This is a genomic window from Kitasatospora sp. NBC_01250 (genome assembly GCF_036226465.1).
Lineage (GTDB): Bacteria > Actinomycetota > Actinomycetes > Streptomycetales > Streptomycetaceae > Kitasatospora.
Map to the genome: position 1 here is coordinate 1,599,734 of NZ_CP108476.1, position 19,240 is coordinate 1,618,973.

17 protein-coding genes and 1 riboswitch are annotated in these 19,240 nt (G+C 73.9%); of the genes, 6 read left to right on the forward strand and 11 right to left on the reverse strand.

What is annotated here, in order from left to right:
* Window positions 1-4: 4 nt before the first annotated feature.
* On the reverse strand, window positions 5-1,174 hold the full coding sequence (locus OG500_RS07155) for an acyl-CoA dehydrogenase family protein (protein ID WP_327065551.1): 1,170 nt from the start codon (window positions 1,172-1,174) through the stop codon (window positions 5-7).
* 232 nt (window positions 1,175-1,406) lie between these two features.
* Here OG500_RS07155 and OG500_RS07160 point away from each other — a divergent pair, with 232 nt between their 5' ends.
* On the forward strand, window positions 1,407-2,060 hold the full coding sequence (locus tag OG500_RS07160; RefSeq protein WP_329577839.1) for a uridine kinase family protein: 654 nt from the start codon (window positions 1,407-1,409) through the stop codon (window positions 2,058-2,060).
* 302 nt (window positions 2,061-2,362) lie between these two features.
* Window positions 2,363-4,546, forward strand: coding sequence for an AAA family ATPase (locus OG500_RS07165; RefSeq protein WP_442907007.1), 2,184 nt, complete (start codon window positions 2,363-2,365; stop codon window positions 4,544-4,546).
* A gap of 94 nt (window positions 4,547-4,640) precedes the next feature.
* Here OG500_RS07165 and OG500_RS07170 read toward each other — a convergent pair whose 3' ends face one another.
* The 9 genes from OG500_RS07170 to OG500_RS07210 all read right to left on the reverse strand — a co-directional run bounded on the left by OG500_RS07170 (window position 4,641) and on the right by OG500_RS07210 (window position 12,210).
* Complete coding sequence (locus tag OG500_RS07170) at window positions 4,641-5,681, reverse strand: hemolysin family protein (protein WP_327065553.1); 1,041 nt, start codon at window positions 5,679-5,681, stop codon at window positions 4,641-4,643.
* The gene (locus OG500_RS07175) at window positions 5,678-7,000 is read right to left on the reverse strand and encodes a hemolysin family protein (protein WP_327065554.1); all 1,323 of its coding nucleotides are present in this window, start codon (window positions 6,998-7,000) and stop codon (window positions 5,678-5,680) included. Before OG500_RS07175 ends, OG500_RS07170 begins: the two co-directional genes overlap by 4 nt.
* Window positions 7,001-7,227: 227 nt before the next feature.
* Window positions 7,228-7,713, reverse strand: coding sequence for a PH domain-containing protein (locus OG500_RS07180; RefSeq protein WP_327065555.1), 486 nt, complete (start codon window positions 7,711-7,713; stop codon window positions 7,228-7,230).
* A 43-nt stretch (window positions 7,714-7,756) separates the two neighbouring features.
* Window positions 7,757-8,602 carry an ATP phosphoribosyltransferase gene (hisG, locus tag OG500_RS07185; RefSeq protein WP_327065556.1) on the reverse strand — a complete coding sequence of 282 codons (846 nt, stop codon included), beginning with the start codon at window positions 8,600-8,602 and terminating at the stop codon, window positions 7,757-7,759.
* A 77-nt stretch (window positions 8,603-8,679) separates the two neighbouring features.
* Window positions 8,680-8,952 carry a phosphoribosyl-ATP diphosphatase gene (locus tag OG500_RS07190; protein ID WP_327065557.1) on the reverse strand — a complete coding sequence of 91 codons (273 nt, stop codon included), beginning with the start codon at window positions 8,950-8,952 and terminating at the stop codon, window positions 8,680-8,682.
* A gap of 136 nt (window positions 8,953-9,088) precedes the next feature.
* Complete coding sequence (gene ribH, locus OG500_RS07195; protein ID WP_329577843.1) at window positions 9,089-9,562, reverse strand: 6,7-dimethyl-8-ribityllumazine synthase; 474 nt, start codon at window positions 9,560-9,562, stop codon at window positions 9,089-9,091.
* A gap of 46 nt (window positions 9,563-9,608) precedes the next feature.
* On the reverse strand, window positions 9,609-10,859 hold the full coding sequence (locus OG500_RS07200) for a bifunctional 3,4-dihydroxy-2-butanone-4-phosphate synthase/GTP cyclohydrolase II (RefSeq protein WP_327065559.1): 1,251 nt from the start codon (window positions 10,857-10,859) through the stop codon (window positions 9,609-9,611).
* A complete protein-coding gene (locus tag OG500_RS07205; protein WP_327065560.1) occupies window positions 10,856-11,503 on the reverse strand; it encodes a nicotinamide mononucleotide transporter family protein in 648 nt (215 codons plus the stop codon). Before OG500_RS07205 ends, OG500_RS07200 begins: the two co-directional genes overlap by 4 nt.
* Window positions 11,500-12,210, reverse strand: coding sequence for a riboflavin synthase (locus tag OG500_RS07210; protein ID WP_329577848.1), 711 nt, complete (start codon window positions 12,208-12,210; stop codon window positions 11,500-11,502). Before OG500_RS07210 ends, OG500_RS07205 begins: the two co-directional genes overlap by 4 nt.
* Window positions 12,211-12,398: 188 nt before the next feature.
* Window positions 12,399-12,526: riboswitch (FMN riboswitch) on the reverse strand.
* Window positions 12,527-12,778: 252 nt separating this feature from the next.
* On the opposite strand from OG500_RS07210, the gene OG500_RS07215 reads away from it, so the two are divergent.
* Together OG500_RS07215 and OG500_RS07220 are read left to right on the forward strand one after the other, a co-directional pair.
* A complete protein-coding gene (locus OG500_RS07215; protein WP_329577851.1) occupies window positions 12,779-14,566 on the forward strand; it encodes a CoA transferase in 1,788 nt (595 codons plus the stop codon).
* Window positions 14,563-16,290, forward strand: a complete 1,728-nt coding sequence (locus OG500_RS07220) for a class I adenylate-forming enzyme family protein (RefSeq protein WP_329577853.1) — start codon at window positions 14,563-14,565, stop codon at window positions 16,288-16,290. The genes OG500_RS07215 and OG500_RS07220 overlap by 4 nt, the downstream gene beginning before the upstream one ends.
* A gap of 63 nt (window positions 16,291-16,353) precedes the next feature.
* Here the strand turns inward: OG500_RS07220 and OG500_RS07225 are convergent, their stop codons facing one another.
* Window positions 16,354-17,205: a helix-turn-helix transcriptional regulator gene (locus OG500_RS07225; RefSeq protein WP_329577856.1), complete on the reverse strand. Its 852-nt coding sequence runs from the start codon at window positions 17,203-17,205 to the stop codon at window positions 16,354-16,356.
* A gap of 158 nt (window positions 17,206-17,363) precedes the next feature.
* Here OG500_RS07225 and OG500_RS07230 point away from each other — a divergent pair, with 158 nt between their 5' ends.
* Together OG500_RS07230 and OG500_RS07235 are read left to right on the forward strand one after the other, a co-directional pair.
* Window positions 17,364-18,218: an NAD-dependent epimerase/dehydratase family protein gene (locus OG500_RS07230; RefSeq protein ID WP_329577858.1), complete on the forward strand. Its 855-nt coding sequence runs from the start codon at window positions 17,364-17,366 to the stop codon at window positions 18,216-18,218.
* A gap of 115 nt (window positions 18,219-18,333) precedes the next feature.
* Complete coding sequence (locus tag OG500_RS07235; RefSeq protein WP_329577860.1) at window positions 18,334-19,023, forward strand: DUF5995 family protein; 690 nt, start codon at window positions 18,334-18,336, stop codon at window positions 19,021-19,023.
* The last annotated feature ends 217 nt before the right edge of the window (window positions 19,024-19,240 follow it).

A 19,240-nucleotide genomic window follows, 5' to 3' on the forward strand; every position in this document is an offset into this window, starting at 1 on the left:
CGGCTCAGCCGCGGGTGAGGTGACGGCCGATCACCAGACGCTGGATCTGGTTGGTGCCCTCCACTATCTGCAGCACCTTGGCCTCGCGCATGTAGCGCTCGGCCGGGAAGTCCTGGGTGTACCCGTAGCCGCCGAGCACCTGGACGGCGTCGGTGGTCACCCGCATCGCGGTGTCGGTGCAGAAGAGCTTGGCCATCGCCGCCTCCTTGGAGAAGGCCAGGCCCTCGTCCCGGCGGCGGGCGGCGGCCAGGTAGAGCGCGCGCCCGGCCTCGATCTGGGTGGCCATGTCGGCGAGCATGAAGGACAGGCCCTGGAAGTCGGCGATCGGGCGGCCGAACTGCTTGCGGTTGCCCGCGTACTCGACCGCCAGGTCGAGCGCCGCCTGGGCCACGCCGATCGCGCAGGCCGCGATGCCGAGGCGGCCCGAGTCCAGCGCGGCGAGCGCGATCTGGAAGCCCTGCCCCTCCTCGCCGATCAGCCGGTCGGCGGCCACCGGGACGCCGTCGAAGTGCAGTTGGGCGGTGGGCGAGCTGTTCATGCCCATCTTGTGCTCCGGCGGAGCGGCCGAGAGGTTCGGCGCGTCGCCCGGGATCAGCAGACAGCTGATGCCCCGCGGGCCGTCCTCGCCGGTGCGCACCAGCGCGCTGTAGAAGTCGGCGCGGCCACCGTGGGTGATCCAGGCCTTGGTGCCGCGCACCAGGTAGTCGCCGCCCTCGGCCGAGCGGTCGGCACGGGTGCGCAGCGCGGCGGCGTCGGAGCCGGACTGCGGCTCGGAGAGGCAGTAGGCGCCGAGCTGGGTGCCGCCGAGCATCCCGGGCAGCCAGCGCTTGCGCTGCTCCTCGCTGCCGAAACCGGCCAGCGCGTGACAGGACAGGGTGTGCACGCTGACCCCGAGCCCGACCGCGAGCCAGCCGGCGGCCAGTTCCTCCAGCACCTGCAGGTAGACCTCGTACGGCTGCGCGCCGCCGCCGTGCTCCTCCGCGTAGGGCAGCGAGAGCAGGCCCGCCTCGCCCAGGGTCCGGAACACCTCGCGCGGGAACCGGCCGGCCGCCTCGTCCTCGGCGGCCCGGGGCCGCAGCTCGCGGTCGACCAGCTCGCGGGTCAGCGCGAGCAGTTCCCTGGCCTCGTCGCTGGGCAGCCGGCGCTCCACGGGCTTGGGGGGTGCGGCGTTCATGAGGTGGTCGCCTCCTCGGTCGGGCCCCGGGGTGTCCGTCGGGCGCAGGGTGGGGGAGCTGGGTGAACCCCCGCGACCGGGTCGCGGTGAACGGGCGTTCACATGTCTGGCCAAGCGAGTATGCCCGATCAAGGGCAATCCGTCACGACCCTCCCGTTTCACCCTCGCCTGTTCCCGCCGACAATCGGCCATCAGGCCCAAAGCCACAGGTCAGCGCCCGTACAGTAGCTCCATGGATCACCCGCACGGCCGCGGCCCCGAGCTCACCGCCCTCGCCGACCGCCTGCGGGCGCTGCCACCGTCCTGCGGCGCGGTGCGGCTGGTCGCCGTGGACGGCCACGCGGGCAGCGGCAAGACCACCTTCGCCGGCCGGCTGTCCGAGGCGCTGGGCGGCGCACCGGTGGTGCACCTGGACGACCTGGCCACCCACCAGGAGTTCTTCGAGTGGACCGGACGGCTGCGGGACTGGGTGCTGACGCCACTGGCCCACGGGGCGAAGGCCCGGTTCGAGGCCTACGACTGGGGTGCCCGGCGCTTCCGGGGAGCGCGCGAGATCGCCCCCGCTCCGGTGGTGCTGCTGGAGGGGGTGGGCGCCGGGCGGCGGGCGGTGCGGCCCGCGCTGGCCGCGCTGATCTGGATGGAGCTGCCCGCCGCCGACGCCAGGGCCCGCGGACTGCGCCGGGACGGGCCGGAGTTGGCCGACTTCTGGGCGGACTGGTCGAGCGCCGAGAACGCGCACTTCGCCGCCGACCCGAGCCGTCCGCACGCGGACCTGCTGGTGGACGGGCGCACCGGTGAACCGCTCCCACCAGCCGCGACCGCGCCCGGTGATCGCTCGAGCGGCCCGCTAAGCGGTCGCTTGACCGGGGACAGCCGAAGGAACTAGGTTCTTCCACGGAGCGAGATTGTTGATCTCGCAACTAGACGCGGCACCTCCGACTCGTTCCCCCGTGAGCCGGAGGTGCCGCGCCGTTTTCCGGCGGCCCGCGCTGGGCATGGTCCCGAGCAGACACGACAGCAAACCGTCAGTACGCCAACGGTCAACGCGTACCAGTGATTTGGACTTGCACGGCACTCTTCCGGATCAGCGTCACGCGGGTACGATTCCGGGCAGACGCTGCTGCGTCCGGGGTGCACGGCGCTGACCCGCCAACGACCGGGCCTCGGTGCACACCACGGGGGGCGTGAGTGACCAGTCTTGACCGTTCCGGCGGCACCGGGCCCTACGGGCCCGCCGACCGGGCCTGGCTGCGGGCGATGGACGCCTACACGGCCGGCGCCTACGCGCGCGCCGAGGAGGAGTTCCGCACCGCCGTCCGGCTCGACCCGAGCATGGCCGACGCCTGGCTCGGCCTGCACGCGCTGCGCTGCGACACCTCGGGCGCGCTGCTGGCCATGCACCGCCACAAGAAACGTTTCGGCGAACAGCGCCGTCGCCACCAGCGCCCGCTCAGCTCCTGGTACTGGCTGGGCTGGTGGGTGCAGCCGGTGCTGGAGGACCAGCGGGACCTGGCGCTGGCGCACGCCTCGCACTGGCTGGACGGCCGGCACCTGGCCGAGCTCGACCGCGCGATGGTCCAGTGCCCGCCCGCCGACCAGGACCCTTCGGTGCGCTTCCTGCACGCCTGCCGCTCCTACCTGCTCAAGGACTGGGAGCAACTCATCAGGGACACCGACCAGTTGCTCGACGACCCGCTGCTCGGCATCGAGGCCGGACTGTTCGGCGGGATGGCCCGGGTGCGCCTGGACATGTGCGCCCAGGCGCAGACCCCGCTGGCCGCCTCGCTGGCCCGCTGCCGCTCGGAGCAGCCGCAGCGCAAGGAGCTGCGCTACTGGCTGGCCCGGGCCTACGAGGGCGCCGGGCGCAGCGCGGCCGCGCTGCCGCTCTACCGCTCGGTGCACCGGGCCGACCCGGCCTTCATGGACACCGCCGCCCGGCTGGCGGCGATCGCCGCCGAGGACGGTCTCGGACTGCTGGAGGAGCTGCCCGCCTTCGGCGCCGGGGAGGGCCTGGCGGAGGGGCCGACGGGGGTGGACACCGCCGCGCTGGACCTGCTCGGCGGGACCGGCGGGGTGCTGGAGACGGCGTTCGGCGAAGGCGGTTACAGCGACCCGGGCTACGGCGAGGGCGCGTTCAGTGAGGGCGCGTTCAGTGAGGGCGCGTTCAGTGAGGGCGCGTTCAGTGAGGGCGCGTTCGGCGAAGCGGGCTGGTCGGAGAGCGGCGGTCCGGAGGCCGGCTTCCCCGGCGGCGGGGAGCTGGAGGGCGCGGGGCCGGAGAACGGCACCGGCGCCGAGGAGCCCGACCTCGGGCCGCTCCAGGTGACCGATCGGCCGGTGGCCGAGCGGTCCGGCGGGACCGAGGCCGGGGGCGGCGACGGCGCGCCCACCGACGGCGTGGCGGCCGAGGGCCTGCCCGCCGACGGTGGCCCCGGCGCCGGCCAGGAGGCGGGCCGCGGCGAACCGGCCGCACTCCGGGCGGGCGGTGCCGCCGGCACGCCCGAGGATCCGGCGGCCGGGCAGCGGCGGCTGGACGCCGCACTGGCGGCACTGGAGCAGATGGTCGGCCTGGACCCGGTCAAGCGTCAGGTGCGGGCGCTCTCCGCGCAGCTGCGGATGGCCGGGCTGCGGGCCGAGCAGGGCCTGCCGGTGCAGCCGCCCAAGCGCCACTTCGTCTTCTCCGGGCCCTCCGGCACCGGCAAGACCACGGTGGCGCGGATCCTCGGCCAGGTCTTCCACGCCCTCGGCCTGCTCTCCGGGGACCACCTGGTGGAGGCCCAGCGCGCCGACCTGGTGGGCGAGTTCCTCGGTCAGACCGCGGTGAAGGCGAACGAGCTGATCGACTCGGCGCTGGACGGCGTGCTCTTCATCGACGAGGCGTACAGCCTGGCCAACTCCGGCTACAGCAAGGGCGACGCGTACGGCGACGAAGCGCTGCAGGTGCTGCTCAAGCGGGCCGAGGACAACCGGGACCGGCTGGTGGTGATCCTGGCCGGCTACCCCGAGGGGATGAACCGCCTGCTGGCCGCCAACCCCGGCCTCAACTCCCGCTTCACCACCCGGGTCGACTTCCCCAGCTACCGCCCCGCCGAGCTCACCGCGATCGGCAGCGCGCTGGCCGCCCGGGTCGGCGACGGCTGGGACGAGGACGCGGCGGACGAGCTGGCCAGCATCTGCGCCCACGTGGTCGGCGAGGGCTGGATCGACGAGCTGGGCAACGGGCGGTTCATCCGGACCCTCTACGAGAAGTCCTGCGCCTACCGGGACCTGCGGCTCACCCTGTGCCGCGAGCGCCCGAACCGGGAGGACCTGGCGACGTTGCGGCTGCCCGACCTGGTGCAGGCCTACGGCGAGCTGATCGACGGACGGGGCTGACCCGGGCGGGCCCGAGCGATCGACGGACGGGGCCGACCCGGGCGGGCCCGAGCGGCGCGCCCGGGTCGGCCCCGGCATCGGTCATGGCGAGCGGTCAGGCGACGGCCTGCCGGTGGTCCGGGTCGTGCATCTCGCCGACCAGCTCCTCCAGCACGTCCTCCAGCGTCACCAGGCCCAGCGTGCGCCCGTCCGCCGCCGTGACCGCCGCCAGGTGGGCCGCCGCGCGGCGCATCGCGGTGAGCGCGTCGTCCAGCGGCATCCGCTCCCCCACCACGGTGACCGGCCGCCACAGCCGCACCGGCACCGGCGCCTGCGGGTCCTCCAGCTCCAGCACGTCCTTGATGTGCAGGTAGCCGACGATCTGCTGCTCCGCGTCGAGCACCGGGAAGCGGGAGAACCCGGTGGCCACCGCCAGCTGCTCCAGTTGGCGCACGGTGACCGTCGGGTCGACCGTGACCAGCTGGTCGAACGGCAGCAGCACCTCGCGGACCGGGCGGTGACCCAGCTCCAGCGCGTCCTCCAGACGCTCCTGCTCGGCCTCGGCCAGCAGACCGGCCGCCCGCGACTCGGCCATGATCCAGAGCAGCTGCTCGGAGGTGAAGACCGACTCCACCTCGTCCTTGGGCTCGACCTTGAAGGCCCGCAGCACCAGGTTGGCGAAGGCGTTCAGGAACCGGATCAGCGGCGCCAGCAGCCGGGCCAGCCCCGCCAGCGGCGGGCCCAGCAGGAGCGCGGCCCGTGCCGGAGCGGCCAGCGCGACGTTCTTCGGCACCATCTCGCCGATCACCATGTGCAGGAAGACCACCAGGGCCAGCGCCAGCACGTAGGAGACCCCGTGCACCAGCAGTGCCGGGATCCCGACCGCCTGGAAGGGGCCCTCCAGCAGGTGGGCGATGGTCGGTTCGGCGAGCGCGCCGAGCAGCAGCGAGCAGACCGTGATGCCCAGTTGGGCGGCGGCCAGCAGCGCCGAGACCTGCGAGAGCGCGCCCATCATGGTCCTGGCCCGCTTGTCGCCGGCCTCGGCCAGCGGTTCGAGCTGGCTGCGGCGCACCGAGATCACCGCGAACTCGGCGCCGACGAAGTAGGCGTTGCCGAGCAGCAGCAGGACCGAGGCGAAGAGCTGCAGGAAGATCACTTCGACTCCCCCGCCTCGGGCAGGCGCACCAGGCGCACCCGGCTGGTGCGGTGCCGGTCCACGGCCTGCACGGTCAGCTCCCAGCCGGGCAGGTCCGCCTGGTCACCGGGGGCGGGCAGCCGGCCGAGCCGGTCGGCGAGCAGGCCGGCCAGCGTCTCGTACGGCCCGTGCGGGGCGTTCAGGCCGATGCTCTCCAGCTGGTCGATCCGGGCCCGTCCGTCGGCCAGCCAGGTCGGGCGGCCGGCCACCGGCGGCACCGCGAGCAGCTCGGGGGTGGTGCCCGGGTCGTGCTCGTCGCGCACCTCGCCGACGATCTCCTCGACGATGTCCTCCAGGGTCACCACGCCCGCCGTGCCGCCGTACTCGTCGATCACGATGGCCATCGGCTGGCGGCGGCGGAGCTGGTCGAGCAGCTGCTCGGCCGGCAGGGTCTCGGGCACCAGCAGCGGCGCGCCCGCCAGTTCGGCGATCCGCACCTCGGCGCGGCGCTCGGGCGGCACGCCGAGCGCGTCCTTGAGGGTGACCGTCCCGGTGACCTCGTCCAGGCTGTCCCGGTAGACCGGGAAGCGGGAGAAGCCGGTGGCCCGGGTCAGGTTCACCACGTCGGCGGCGGTCGCGTCGCGTTGCAGCGCCGCGACGTCCACCCGGGGCGTCATCACGCTCTGGGCGGTCAGCTCCGCCAGGCTCAGGGTGCGCACGAAGAGCAGCGCGGCGTCCTCCTCTATCGCCCCGGCCCTGGCCGAGTGCTGGGCGAGGAAAGCCAGTTCGCCGGGGGTGCGGGCGTGCTCCAGCTCCTCGGTGGGCTCCATCCCGAGCGAGCGCACCAGGCGGTTGGCGCTGCCGTTGAGGCCCGCGATCAGCGGGCGGCACACCGCGGAGAAGGCGCGCTGCGGGCCGGCCAGCGCCCGGGCCACCTGGAACGGGCGGGAGATCGCCCAGTTCTTCGGGACCAGCTCGCCGATCACCATCTGCAGCACGGTGGCGGCCAGCATGCCGACCACCACGGCCACGCCGGTGGCGGCTCCCTCGGGCACACCGATCCCGGTGAGCACCGGGCCGAGCAGCACCGAGAGCGCCGGCTCGGCGAGCATGCCGACCACCAGGGAGGTGACGGTGATGCCGAGCTGGGCGCCGGACAGTTCGAAGGAGAGGTGGCGCAGCGCCTTGCGCAGGCCCACCGCTCGGCGGTCGCCGCCCTGGGCGGCCCGCTCGACCGCGCTGCGGTCCACGGTGACCAGGGAGAACTCGGCGGCCACGAAGAGGCCGTTGGCGAGAATCAGCAGAACGGCCGCTCCCAGGAGCAGCCAGGCGGTGATCACAGTGCCGCCTGCTCTCGATCGGTCCAGGGTCTGGGTTTCGGGAGAGAGGCGGCGGTACTACTGCCGGACGGATCGTCCATCGAGGGGGAGAGTCACTCCTCAGGTCGCTGGGCCACAGGGCCAGGGCGGTTTTGCCCTGCCTTTACCAGGCTAAACGATACCTGTTCGAAACCTTGGCACCTGTGGGGGTGCCCTGGAGCCTGCTCCCGGACCCGTCGGAGCGGGTCTCAGACCGTGCTGGGCTCGCTCGCCGCGCCGTGCACCTCGACGAGGTCGCGCAGGCCGCGGGCGGCCCGCACCGCCTGCTCGCGCCCGCCGCCCGGCTGGATCCCGACGGCGGCCAGCGAGGTCCCGTCGGTCAGGTCCAGGGTGACCCACGGGTCGCCCTGGCGCAGGTTCACCCGCACGATCTCCGCCCACTGCAGGCGACGGCTGCGCAGGAAGTTGACCACCGTGATGCCCTCGGCGTCGGCCAGCACCTTGGGGCGGGCCAGCATCAGGCCCACCCCGGCGAAGACCAGGCCCAGCAGGGTGAGCATGATCCGGTCGTTCAGCTGCCAGCTGGCCGGGAGGATCACCGCCATGCCGCCGAAGACCAGCACCAGCAGCGCGCTGGCCGGCAGCAGCACCAGGCGGTTGCGGCGCGGGGCCCACACCGTGGGCAGCGCGGGCAGCACGGGCGCGTCGGGGCGGTTGTCGGCGGTGGCAGGCATGGCGGTGGAACTCCCGGTCACGTACGGGACGTCGACGGGGACGTCAGAGGCGGCAGGCGTGGATGTTGGTGACCAGGACGCCCCGGGCGCCGATCCCCCACAGGTCGTCCATGATCCGCTGGGCCTCCTTGCGGAGCACCATCGAACGGACCGCGACCCAGCCCTCGGTGTGCAGCGGGGAGACGGTCGGCGACTCCAGCCCCGGCGTCAGCGCGACCGCCTCGCCGACCTTCTCGGCCCGGATGTCGTAGTCCATCAGCACGTAGCGGCGGGCCACCAGCACGCCCTGCAGCCGGCGCATGAACTGCTCGATCCGCGGGTCCTCGCCGGCGCCCTTGGGGCGGATCACCACGGCGTCGGAGACCAGGATCGGCTCGCCGAAGACCTCGAGACCGGCATTGCGCAGGCTGGTGCCGGTCTCCACCACGTCGGCGATCACATCGGCCACGCCCAGCTGCACCGCGGTCTCCACCGCACCGTCCAGCTTGGTCACCGTGGCGGTGACGCCGTGCTCGGCCAGGTGCTGCTCGACCAGGCCGGTGTAGGAGGTGGCGATCCGCCGGCCCTCCAGGCCCTTGACGTCCTTGGGCGAGCCGGCCGGCCCGGCGAACCGGAAGGTCGAGCCGCCGAAGCCCAGCGACAGCACCTCCTCGGCACCGGCCGCGGAGTCCAGCAGCAGGTCACGCCCGGTGATCCCGACGTCCAGGCGGCCCGAACCGACGTAGACCGCGATGTCGCGCGGACGCAGGAAGAAGAACTCGACCTGGTTCTCCGGGTCGACCAGGACCAGTTCCTTGGGGTCCTTGCGCTGGCGGTAGCCGGCCTCATGGAGCATCTCCGCCGCGGGACCCGAGAGCGAACCCTTGTTGGGGAGGGCGATGCGCAGCATGAGAGGAGAGTCCTTCGCTGTGGGAGCGGTGCGGTACGGAACGTGGGAGAACTGCGGTGGGACGCGCGCGGGGCGGGTCAGAGGTAGGCGTAGACGTCGTCGAGGGTCAGACCACGGGCGACCATCATCACCTGAAGGTGGTACAGCAGCTGCGAGATCTCCTCGGCGGTCTGCTCCTTGGTCTGGAACTCCGCGGCCATCCAGACCTCGGCGGCTTCCTCGACCACCTTCTTGCCGATGGCATGGACCCCCTGCTCGACCAGCTGGGCGGTACGGGAGGACGCGGGGTCGCCGGTGGCGGCCTTCTGCTGGAGCTCGACGAAGAGCTCCTCGAATGTCTTGGAAGCCATGATGGCTCTCACCATACGGGGTATCGCGGGGCGGGTGGAAAGCGTCCCGCACGGTGGACACCGCGCTGGACACCCAGCTGGACACCGAGGTGGACGCCGGTTCGACGGTCGGCGTCCCGCCCGGTGACGGCGCGCGTCAGCCCAGCGCGCGCAGGGTGGCGGCGGTGGCGACCGCTGCGGTGACCGCCTCGTGGCCCTTGTCCTCCGCCGAGCCGGGCAGGCCGGCGCGGTCGATCGCCTGCTCCTCGTTGTCGCAGGTCAGCACGCCGAAGCCGACCGGGACGCCGGTGTCGACGCTGACCTGGGTGAGCCCGAGGGTGGCCGCCTCGCAGACGTAGTCGAAGTGCGGGGTGCCGCCGCGGATCACCACGCCGAGGGCGACCACGGCGTCGTAGCCGCGCTCGGCCAGGCGCTTGGCGGCGACCGGCAGCTCGAAGGTGCCGGGCACCCGCAGCACGGTGGGCTCGGCGATCCCCAGCTCCTTCAGGGCGCGCCGGGCACCGTCCAGCAGCCCGTCCATCACCTGGGTGTGCCACTGGGCGGCGACCACCGCGACCCGCAGGTCCTGGGCGTTGTCGACGGTGATCTCGGGGGCTCCGTGGCCGCTCACGATGGTGGTTCCTTCCGGTCGGTACGTCGGGTGGGACGAAACGGGTTCAGCCGACGAGCCACGGCAGGTCGTGGCCCATCCGGTCGCGCTTGGTCAGCAGGTAGGCCAGGTTGTGCTCGCCCGCCTGCACCGGGATCGGCTCGCGGCCCTTGACCTTGAGTCCGTGGTCGGTGAGCGCGGTGAGCTTCTCCGGGTTGTTGGTGAGCAGGGTCAGCGAGCGCACCCCGAGGTCGGTGAGCATCTGGGCGCCGATGCTGTAGTCGCGGGCGTCGGCGGGCAGGCCCAGTTCCAGGTTGGCGTCCACCGTGTCGTGGCCCCGCTCCTGGAGCTCGTAGGCGCGCAGCTTGGGGCCCAGGCCGATGCCGCGCCCCTCGTGCCCGCGCAGGTAGAGCACCACGCCGCGGCCGGCCTCGGCCACCTGTGCGAGGGAGGACTGCAGCTGCGGACCGCAGTCGCAGCGCAGCGAGCCGAAGACGTCGCCGGTCAGGCACTCGGAGTGGACCCGGACCAGCACGTCCTCGCCGTCGGGCAGCCGGCCCTCGGCGTCCAGGCCGCCAGCGACCAGGGCGATGTGCTCGACCCCGTCGAGGGTGCTGCGGTAGCCGACGGCGGTGAACTCGCCGTGCAGGGTGGGCAGCCCGGTGACCGCGACCCGGTCCACGTGCTGCTCGGTGCGGCGGCGGTAGGCGATCAGGTCCTCGATCGAGATGATCGCCAGGCCGTGCTCGCGGGCGAAGGCGACCAGGTCGGGCAGCCGGGCCATGGTGCCGTCGTCGTTGACCACCTCGCAGATCGCGGCGGCCGGGGGCAGGCCGGCCAGCCGGGCCAGGTCGACGCCGGCCTCGGTGTGGCCCGGCCGGACCAGGACGCCGCCGTCCACGGCGCGCAGCGGGAAGACGTGCCCCGGACGGGTGAAGTCCGAAGCGGTGCTGTCCGGTTCACCCAGCAGACGGACGGTCAGCGCGCGGTCGGCGGCGGAGATCCCGGTGGACTCCACCTCGCGGGCGTCCACCGAGACGGTGTACGCGGTGCCCTTGCGGTCCTCGTTCACCCGGGTCATCGGCGGCAGGTTCAGCCGGTCGGCGTCCTCCTGGGTGACCGGCACGCAGATCACACCGGAGGTGTAGCGGATGGTGAAGGCCAGCAGTTCGGGCGTCGCGGCGGTGGCGGCGAAGATCAGGTCGCCCTCGTTCTCGCGGTTCTCGTCGTCGACCACGATCACCGCGCGGCCGGCCGCGATGTCGGCGATGGCGCGCTCGACCGGGTCGAGGGTCAGGTCAGTGGAGCTGGTGCTCATGCCGTTACTCCCTGGAAGGTCGGGGCGGGGGCGGTACGGGGGGTGCGGCTGCGCAGCCACCAGGCGCGCAGGCCCGCCAGTACCAGGACGAAGTAGATGCTGTAGGTCAGGCCGGAGAAGGCGTAGCCGTTGTTGAAGGCCAGCGGGACGCCGACCACGTCGACGGCGATCCAGGCGATCCAGAACTCCACCCAGCCGCGGGCCTGGGCGACCATCGCGGCCAGCGTGCCGGTGAAGATGTAGGCGTCGGACCACGGGCTCCAGGACATCCAGGAGTAGTGGGTGAAGAGCAGCGCCAGGCCCACGGTGGCCACCGCGGTGGCGCCGACGAGCAGCAGGCGCTCGGTCCAGGTGGCGAACCGGACCTCGATCTCACCCGTGTCGCGCTTGCCGCGCCGCCACTGGAGCCAGCCCCAGAGCGCGGTGACGATCACGATCACCTGCTTGCCGGCCAGGCCGGACAGGTGGCCCGTCGCGAAGGCGCCGAACAGCACTACGCCGGAGAGGAGTTGGACCGGCCAGCTGGCGATCGAGCGACGCCAGCCGAGCGCCAGCGCACCCAGGCCGAGCAGGTTGCCGATCATGTCGGTCCACAGCACGCGCTGACCGAATATCGAGAAGGCGACGCTGTTGAGCCAGTTCACGAGGCGTCCTTCGGGGCTTCGTCGGAGGCGGTGGTGAGGCCGGCGACGGTGAGGCCGGCGGTGGTGAGGCCGGGGATCGCCCGGGACTCCAGCAGTCGCTCGACGTACTTGGCGAGCACGTCCACTTCGAGGTTGACCGGCTCGCCGACCTTCTTGGCCCCGAGGGTGGTCAGCGCGAGGGTGGCCGGGATCAGGCTGACCGTGAAGCTGTCCGCGGCGGCCTCCACCACGGTGAGGCTGACGCCGTCGACGGTGATCGAGCCCTTGTCCACCAGGTAGCGCGAGATGTCCGCCGGGAGCGAGAACCGCAGCACCTCCCAGCGCGGCTTGCCGTCCGCGTCGAGCTCGCCGGGCTCGCGGCCGACCAGGGCGCCGGTGGCGTCGACGTGCCCCTGGACCAGGTGGCCGCCGAGCCGGGCGCCGAGCGCCATCGCGCGTTCCAGGTTGACCCGCGAACCGGGCCCGAGCGCCCCGAGGCTGGAGCGGCGCAGCGTCTCGGCCATCACGTCGGCACTGAACTCGCCGCTCCCGGAACCGAGTTCCTCGGGACTGTCGACCACGGTGAGGCAGACGCCGTTGACCGCGATGGAGTCGCCGTGGCGGGCACCGGTACAGGCCAGGGGGCCGCGCAGGCGGATGCGCGAGGAATCGCCGAACTCCTCGATGGAGACGACCTCGCCGAGCTCTTCGATGATGCCGGTGAACACCCGGGTTCTCCTCGCGCTAGAGGCGCGGACTCCGGGGCGGCAAAGACTGGGAAGCAGACACGGATCCAACGGGAGCACAGGCGTCGCAACGCCGGAGACGCCACCCCTGAACGGGAGTGGACGCACCGCGCCACCGCCTGAAGAACGCGGCCACCCCGGGAAGGGGACCACGGCACCGCTCGATCCGTCGCGCACGCCTCCCATCCGGACTTTAACCGTCGGTCCAGGAGTTTCACCTGGTCAACCGGCCGCTGGCTGCGGACGGGTCGCGGACTGTAACCGCCGGTTCGGATTTTCACCGACCCCGGAGTGCGCTGAACGTCACTGATTGCACTGCTCTGTACTGCTGCTTGGTTCTGCCGTCATTGTGCCATGATCCGCAAGCGCTCCGGGAGAGGCCTGCACTGTGCTCTCTTTCACTCGATGGGCGGGAATGTGCGCGCGGGGCACTCGATCATCAGCCATCACCTCAAGTGATACTCTCGTCACAGAGAGCACGCGAGTTCATCCGTGCCCCATCAGGCTCACCCGCACCTTCCGCCGCCCGCTGTCACCCCCATGAGGACCGATGCCACGGAGCAGCGCGAACTGGCCCGCCGTGGCCGACGGTTCGCTCCTTCGCCGATCCGGCAGCACGCCTTCCCCGACCGCCCCGCTCACCGGCGTACCGCTGGCAACGGCCGGTACCGGCACGGCGGTTCGGCTGGCCACCCGTCACCTGCTGGCGCTGGGCTGCACGGCGGCGCCGCCTCGGGCCGCGGAGCGCAGCTGCGGGAGCGCGGCCGGGTGGCTGGGGCTCGGCGGCTCCGGAGCACCGGGCGTCGACTGCGTGATCGACTGGGCCGGGCCGGTGCGGCTCCCGCTCGCCGACGAGGCCGGGGTCCAGGCGGCCTGCGGGATCAGCGCGGTGCACGGGCGGCGCTACGGCCGGCCGACACCGCTCGGCATCGACTACGCGAGCGCGGCGGCCGGGGTGCTGGCGGTGCAGGGCCTGCTCGCCGCGAGGTACGCGGGGCTCCACGGGCACCCGGTCCGTGAGGTGCGCACCTCCGTCGCGGGAGCGGCGCTGGTGACGGTCGGCCAGTACATCGCGGCGGCCACCGCCGACGAAGCGGCGGAGTTCGAGGAGCGGGCGGAACCGGCGCGGGCACCGGGAGCCGTGGACGGGCCTGGTGTGGACGGGTCGGCCGTGGACGGGCCTGGTGTGGACGGGCCGCCGTTCAGCAGTGTCGACGGCGTGCGGTTCGAGATCGAGGCGCTGGAGCCGGGCCAGTGGCTGGCGTTCTGGTCGCGGCTCGGCGTCGACCGCCGGGTGATCGGGCGCGGCTGGCCGCCCTTCCAGTTGCGGTACGCCACCGCTCGCTGTTCGCTGCCCACCGAACTCTGCGCGGCCACCGCCGCTTTGCCCTACCACGAGCTCGCCGCGGCGGCGACCGCCGCGGGTGTCGGGATCCTCCCGGTCCGCACGGGCGGCCCCGCCGGCCACCCGGGGCCGCCGTGGCGGATCGCCCCGGCGCCCGGTGCGGTCGGCCCGCCGGGCCCCCGGGGCGAGCAGCGCGCAGCGGGACCACCGGGACCACCGGGGCGACCGCTGGACGGAGTGGTCGTGGTGGAGCTGACCCGGCGCCTGCAGGGGCCGCTGGCCAGCCGGTTGCTCGCCCTGCTCGGCGCCCGGGTGGTGCGGGTGGAGCCGCTCGGCGGCGACCCGCTGCGCGGGGTGCCGCCGATGACGGGCGAGGTCTCGGCCCGGTTCCACGCGCTCAACCACGGCAAGCAGGTGGTCGAGGCGGATCCGCGCTCGCCCGGCGGGCAGCGCACGATCCGCGAACTGGTCGACACGGCCGACGTCTTCCTGCACAACCTCGCCCCCGGCAAGGCCGAGGCCTTCGGGCTGGGCGCGGAGCGGCTGCTCGCCGAGCGGCCGGGGCTGGTGCACGCCTGGGCCTCCGGCTGGGGCGAGGTGTTCGGGGCGAAGGCACCGTTCGGCACCGACTACCCGGTGCAGGCGCACAGCGGGCTGGCGGCCCTGGTCACCCCGCCCGGACGGCCGGCCGCGCCCTCGCTGATGACCATCACCGACGTCTTCGGCGGCCTGATCAGCGCCGAGGCGGTGCTCGCCGCACTGCTGGCGCGCACCGTCACGGGCCGCGGCCAGCGGGTGGAGACCTCGCTCTGGTCGGCCGCCGTCACCCTGCTCGACACGGTCTCCCCGGCCGGCGCGTCCGCCGCGCCCGCGCCCAGCCCCGCTGCCCGCCCGGCGACACCCGCCGAGCTGGCCGCCGACCCCCGCTTCGCCGACGCCCTCCACCGCGACGGCTGCCTGCTGCCCCGCGCCCCCTGGGAGTTCCACCGATGACCGCACCGACCCGGCGCCGTGCGCCCGGCCACCGCACGGCCGACGAGCGCGGGCCCTGGCTCTCCCGGCGGGGCGTCGAACTGCCCGATCTGGTGCCCCAGGAGCTGCGGCGCACCTGGTCGGCGCAGGGCCACTACCCGGACCAGGACCTCTACCGGCTGTTCCGGCAGCGGGTGCACAGCCACCCCGACCGGCCTGCGGTGATCGACCCGGGCGGGAGCCTGGACTACGCCGAGCTCGACCGCCGGGTGTGCGCGGTCGCCGGGCGGTTGCGCCGGGCCGGGGTCGCGGAACGGGAGATCGTGGCGATCCGGCTGCCGAACGGCTGGCCGGCCGTGGTGGCCGAGCTGGCGGTGGCGGCGCTCGGCGCGGTCGCCCTGACCTTCCCGGACGGCCGGGGCAGCGGCGAGGCGCTCTCGCTGCTGGCCCGCTCCCGGGCCGGCACGCTGATCGCCACCGCGGCGACGGTCCGCGAGATCGCACCGCTGCTCGGTCGGCTCCCGGTCGAGCCGCTGCTGTTCAGCTTCGACCGGGCTGCGCCGTCCGGCACCCCGCTGCTGCATCCTCAGCGGCCGGGCACCGACCCGGCCGCCCTTGATCCGGGTGCCCTCGATGGGGGCGCTTTCGACCCGGCCGCCTTTGATCCGGTCGGCGCCGACCCGCAGGCGCCGGCCCGGATCCTGGTCTCCTCCGGCTCCGAGTCCGCGCCCAAGATGATCGCCTACTCGCACAATGCGATGGCGGGCGGCCGCGGCAACTACCTGCGCGCGGTGTACGCGGGCGTCCCGCGGCCACGCCCGCTGGTGCTGGTGCCGCTGGCCTCCTCGTACGGCTCGCTGGGCGTCGTCTCGCTCTACCGGCACGGCGCCACCCTCGTCCTGCTGGACGGCTTCGACGCCCGCACCGCGCTGCGGGCCGTCACCCGCCACCGCCCCACCCACCTGTTCGGGGTGGCCACCATGCTCCGCCGGATGACCCTGCTGCCCCCCGAGCCGGACGAGGACCTCGGCTCGCTGCGCGCGGTGATCGCCAGCTGTGACGGGCTGCCCGCCCCGCTGCTCGCCGCCTGCCTGGAGCGCTTCGGCTGCCCGGTGAGCAACCTCTACGGCTCCTCGGACGGCGTCAACTGCCGTATCGAGCACCACGCCTGGACCGAGGACACGACGCTGCTCGGCCACCCCGACCCGGCCGTCTGCGCGTTCACGGTCCGGGACGAGCACGGCCGGGAACTGCCGCCGGACACTGCGGGCGAACTGTGGACGCGCGGCCCGATGACCCCGCTCTGCTACCTCGGCGCACCCGAGCTGGACGCGCGGCGCCGGGCGCCGGGCGGCTGGGTCCGCAGCGGCGACCACGGCCTGCTGACCACCGACGGGCGGCTGCGGCTGCTGCGCCGCAGCAGCCAACTGGTCAAGCGCGGCGGCTACTCGATCAGTCCGGCCGAGGTGGAGCGGCACGTGGGCGCCCACCCGGCGCTGGCCGAGGCCGTCTGCGTGGGCGTCCCGGACCCGGACCTCGGCGAGCGGCTCTGTGCCTGCGTGGTACCGCGCCAGGGCCTGCCCACCCCCACCCTGGCCGAGTTGAACCGGTTCCTGGAGTCCGAGCGCGGACTCGAACGCCGCAAGCTCCCGGAGCAGTTGCTGGCCCTGGCGGCGCTGCCGATCAGCGCGGCCGGCAAGCTCTCCCGCACCGAGCTGACCGCCCTGGCCTGCGCTGAGCGCTGACCGGCAAGCAGTTCTGACGGCTGGCCGGCCGCACTGGTCGGCCATGCCGGTCAGCCAGGGCAGTCAGCCGCGCTGCCCGGCCAGCTGCTGCTGGCCGACCACCCGCAGCAGCTCCAACCGCCCGGCCGTGTCGCTGCCGGGGTCGGCCGTGTAGACCACCAGCAACTGCCCCTCGCCCGCCCCCGCCAGCACCTCGCAGTCCAGTTCGAGCGGCCCGACCACCGGGTGCAGGAAGGTCTTGCGCCCGCTGCGCCGGACCGCGACGTCGTGCCGCTCCCACAGCTCGCGGAACTCGGCACTCCTGGCCAGCAGTTCCGCCACCAGTGCGGCCGCCTCGGGATCGGTGGGCCGGGCCGCGTGGACGGCCCGCAGACTGGCCACGTGGGCCCGGCCGAGCTGCTCGTGATCGGCTGCCGGGAACAGGCCCCTGGCCCCGGGCACGGTGAACCAGCGCCGCACGATATTCCGCTCCCCCGGCGGGAGTTGGCCCAGCGGCCCGCTCATCGCGGCGGCCATCGCGTTCTGCGCCAGCACGTCGCCGAGGTCGGAGATCACCTGGGCGGGCGTGTCGTGCAGACGGTCCAGGATCAGCAGCAGCCCGGGCCGCACATGCGTCAGCGTCCGCTGCCCGCGCGGCGGTTCGTGGCCGGCGAGGTGGAAGAGGTGGTCCCGCTCGTCGTCGCTCAGCCGCAGCGCCCGGGCCAGCGCGGCGAGCAGCGGCGGTGACGGCTGCGGGCCGCGGGCCTGCTCCAGGCGCGCGTAGTAGTCGACCGAGAGCCCGGCCAGCCCGGCGACCTCCTCCCGGCGCAGCCCGGGGGTGCGGCGGCGGGCGCCGGGCGGCAGCCCGACGGCCGCGGGCGTGAGGCGGGCCCGGCGGCGGCTGAGGAAGTCGGCGAGTTCCCGGCGATCGGTCATGCCTCTAGCATCGGACCTTCCGGCCGCCGGATCCAGGGACCGCCGGTCCCTGGCTGGCGCATCCGCTGCTCAGGAGGTCTCTGCCGCCCGGCGCCCGGGCGCTGCACTGTGGTGCCGAGCCCGGCACACCCGTCCGGGCAGAGCATGAGGAGCGCACGATGACGAAGATCCTGCTGACCGGAGCGACCGGCCAGGTGGGGCGGCGGTTCCTGCCGCGGCTCGTCCAGTGGGCGGGGGCCGACGCGGTGCGGGTCCTGGTCCGCGATGCCGCGCGGGTCGAGGCGGCGGCCCGGGCCGGGGTCGAGGTGGTGACCGGCGACCTGCGCGACGCCGGGGACCGGGCGAAGGCGCTGGCGGGCGCCACGGCGGTGGTGAACGTGGCGGCGGCCTTCCGCGGGGTGCCCGACGAGGAGGCCCTCGCGGTGAACCGGGACGCGGCCGTCGCGCTGGGCGAGCAGGCGGCTCGGGCTGGGGTGACCAGGTTCGTCCAGGCCAGCACCAACCTGGTCCACCCCGGCGGCCTCGGGCGCCCGGCCGTGGAGAGCGACCCGGCCGAGCCCGGGGCGGGGGCGACCGCCTACCCCGTCTCGAAGGCGCAGGCGGAGGCCGGGCTGCGGGCCCTGGGCGGAGCGCTGGAGCTGACCGTGCTGCGACTGGCCTTCGTGTACGGGGAGGGCGACAGCCACCTGCGCGACGCACTGCGCTTCACCGGCCGGTGGCCCGCGCACAAGCGGCTGACGGTGGTGCACCACGCCGACGTCGCGCAGGCGCTCCGGCGGGCGCTGAGCTCACCGCAGGCGGCCGGGCGGACCTACAACGTGGCGGACGACGCCCCGGTCAGCAGCCTCGACCTGCACCAGTTGCACGGGCAGACGCTGCCGGCCGGGGCGGCGGCGCTGGTGGACGGGGACCCGTGGGAGATGACGGCGAGCAACGCGGCGCTCCGCGCGGAGCTGGGCTGGCGACCGCTCTACCCGTCGGTGTGGACGGCCCGCGACGCCGGGGCGCTGTGAGGCCCTGCCCCCAGCCGCGAAGCGTCCGAACACCAGGATCACCCGTCCGGTCGATCCCGCACAGCCGCTCGATTTGACAGGCTGGACTCCCCACCCGGAGGCCGGAGGTGACGCCATGACAGAGCTGCTCCAGGAGCCGATCCTGACGGTCGATCAGGTCATTGCCCGGATGCGCGGGCTCGCGCCCGGGTTCCCGCCGGGCGACGGGGTCGGCGTCTTCCACCGGATGTACCTGACCGTCACCGAGTTGGTCGACGCCAGACTGGGTGACGGATACTTCGCCGACCCCGCTGCGCTGGCGACGCTGGACGTGCTCTTCGCCGGGCGGTACCTGGCCGCCGTCGACGCGGATGCGGCCGGGCGGCGCCCGCCGGCCTGCTGGCGCCCGCTCTTCGAGCTGCGCCGGCGGCCCGGGGTGCACCCGCTCCAGGCCGCGCTGTCCGGGATGAACACCCACATCGAGCACGACCTGCCGCTCGCCGTGATGGACACCGCCGCGCGGCTCGGCCGCGATCCGCTCTCCTTCGAGGCGGACTACCACCGGATCAACGATCTGCTGGCCCAGGTGGAGGCGCAGGTCCGGGCGGAGCTGCTGCCGGAGTCCGACCCGCTCAGGCTCACCGAGCCGCTGCTGCACGTGCTCGGGGCCTGGAGCATCGACCGTGCCCGGGCGGCGGCCTGGGCCACCGTGCTGGCGCTGCGCGAGCTGCGCCACGCACCGCTCGCCTACCGGGCCGTGGTCGCCGCCCTGGACGACTCGGTGGGCATGGTCAGCCGCGCTCTGCTCACCCCGGTGGAAGGCTGACCAGGGGCGGCAAGGGTGTTCCGCCGAGCCGGCAAGGGTCCGGCCGCCCGTCCTCCAGGGCCTGGTCAGGGGCCGGACAGGGGGCTGCCGGGGCCGAACCAGAAGCTGACCTTAAATCACGAGCGGTTCGCCCCACCCCTATTGACGTGCTGCATTGGTCTCTACCAATGTGGGGGTGCCGCGGCACTCCCCCACTGTCCTGGCGGCGTGCTCCGTG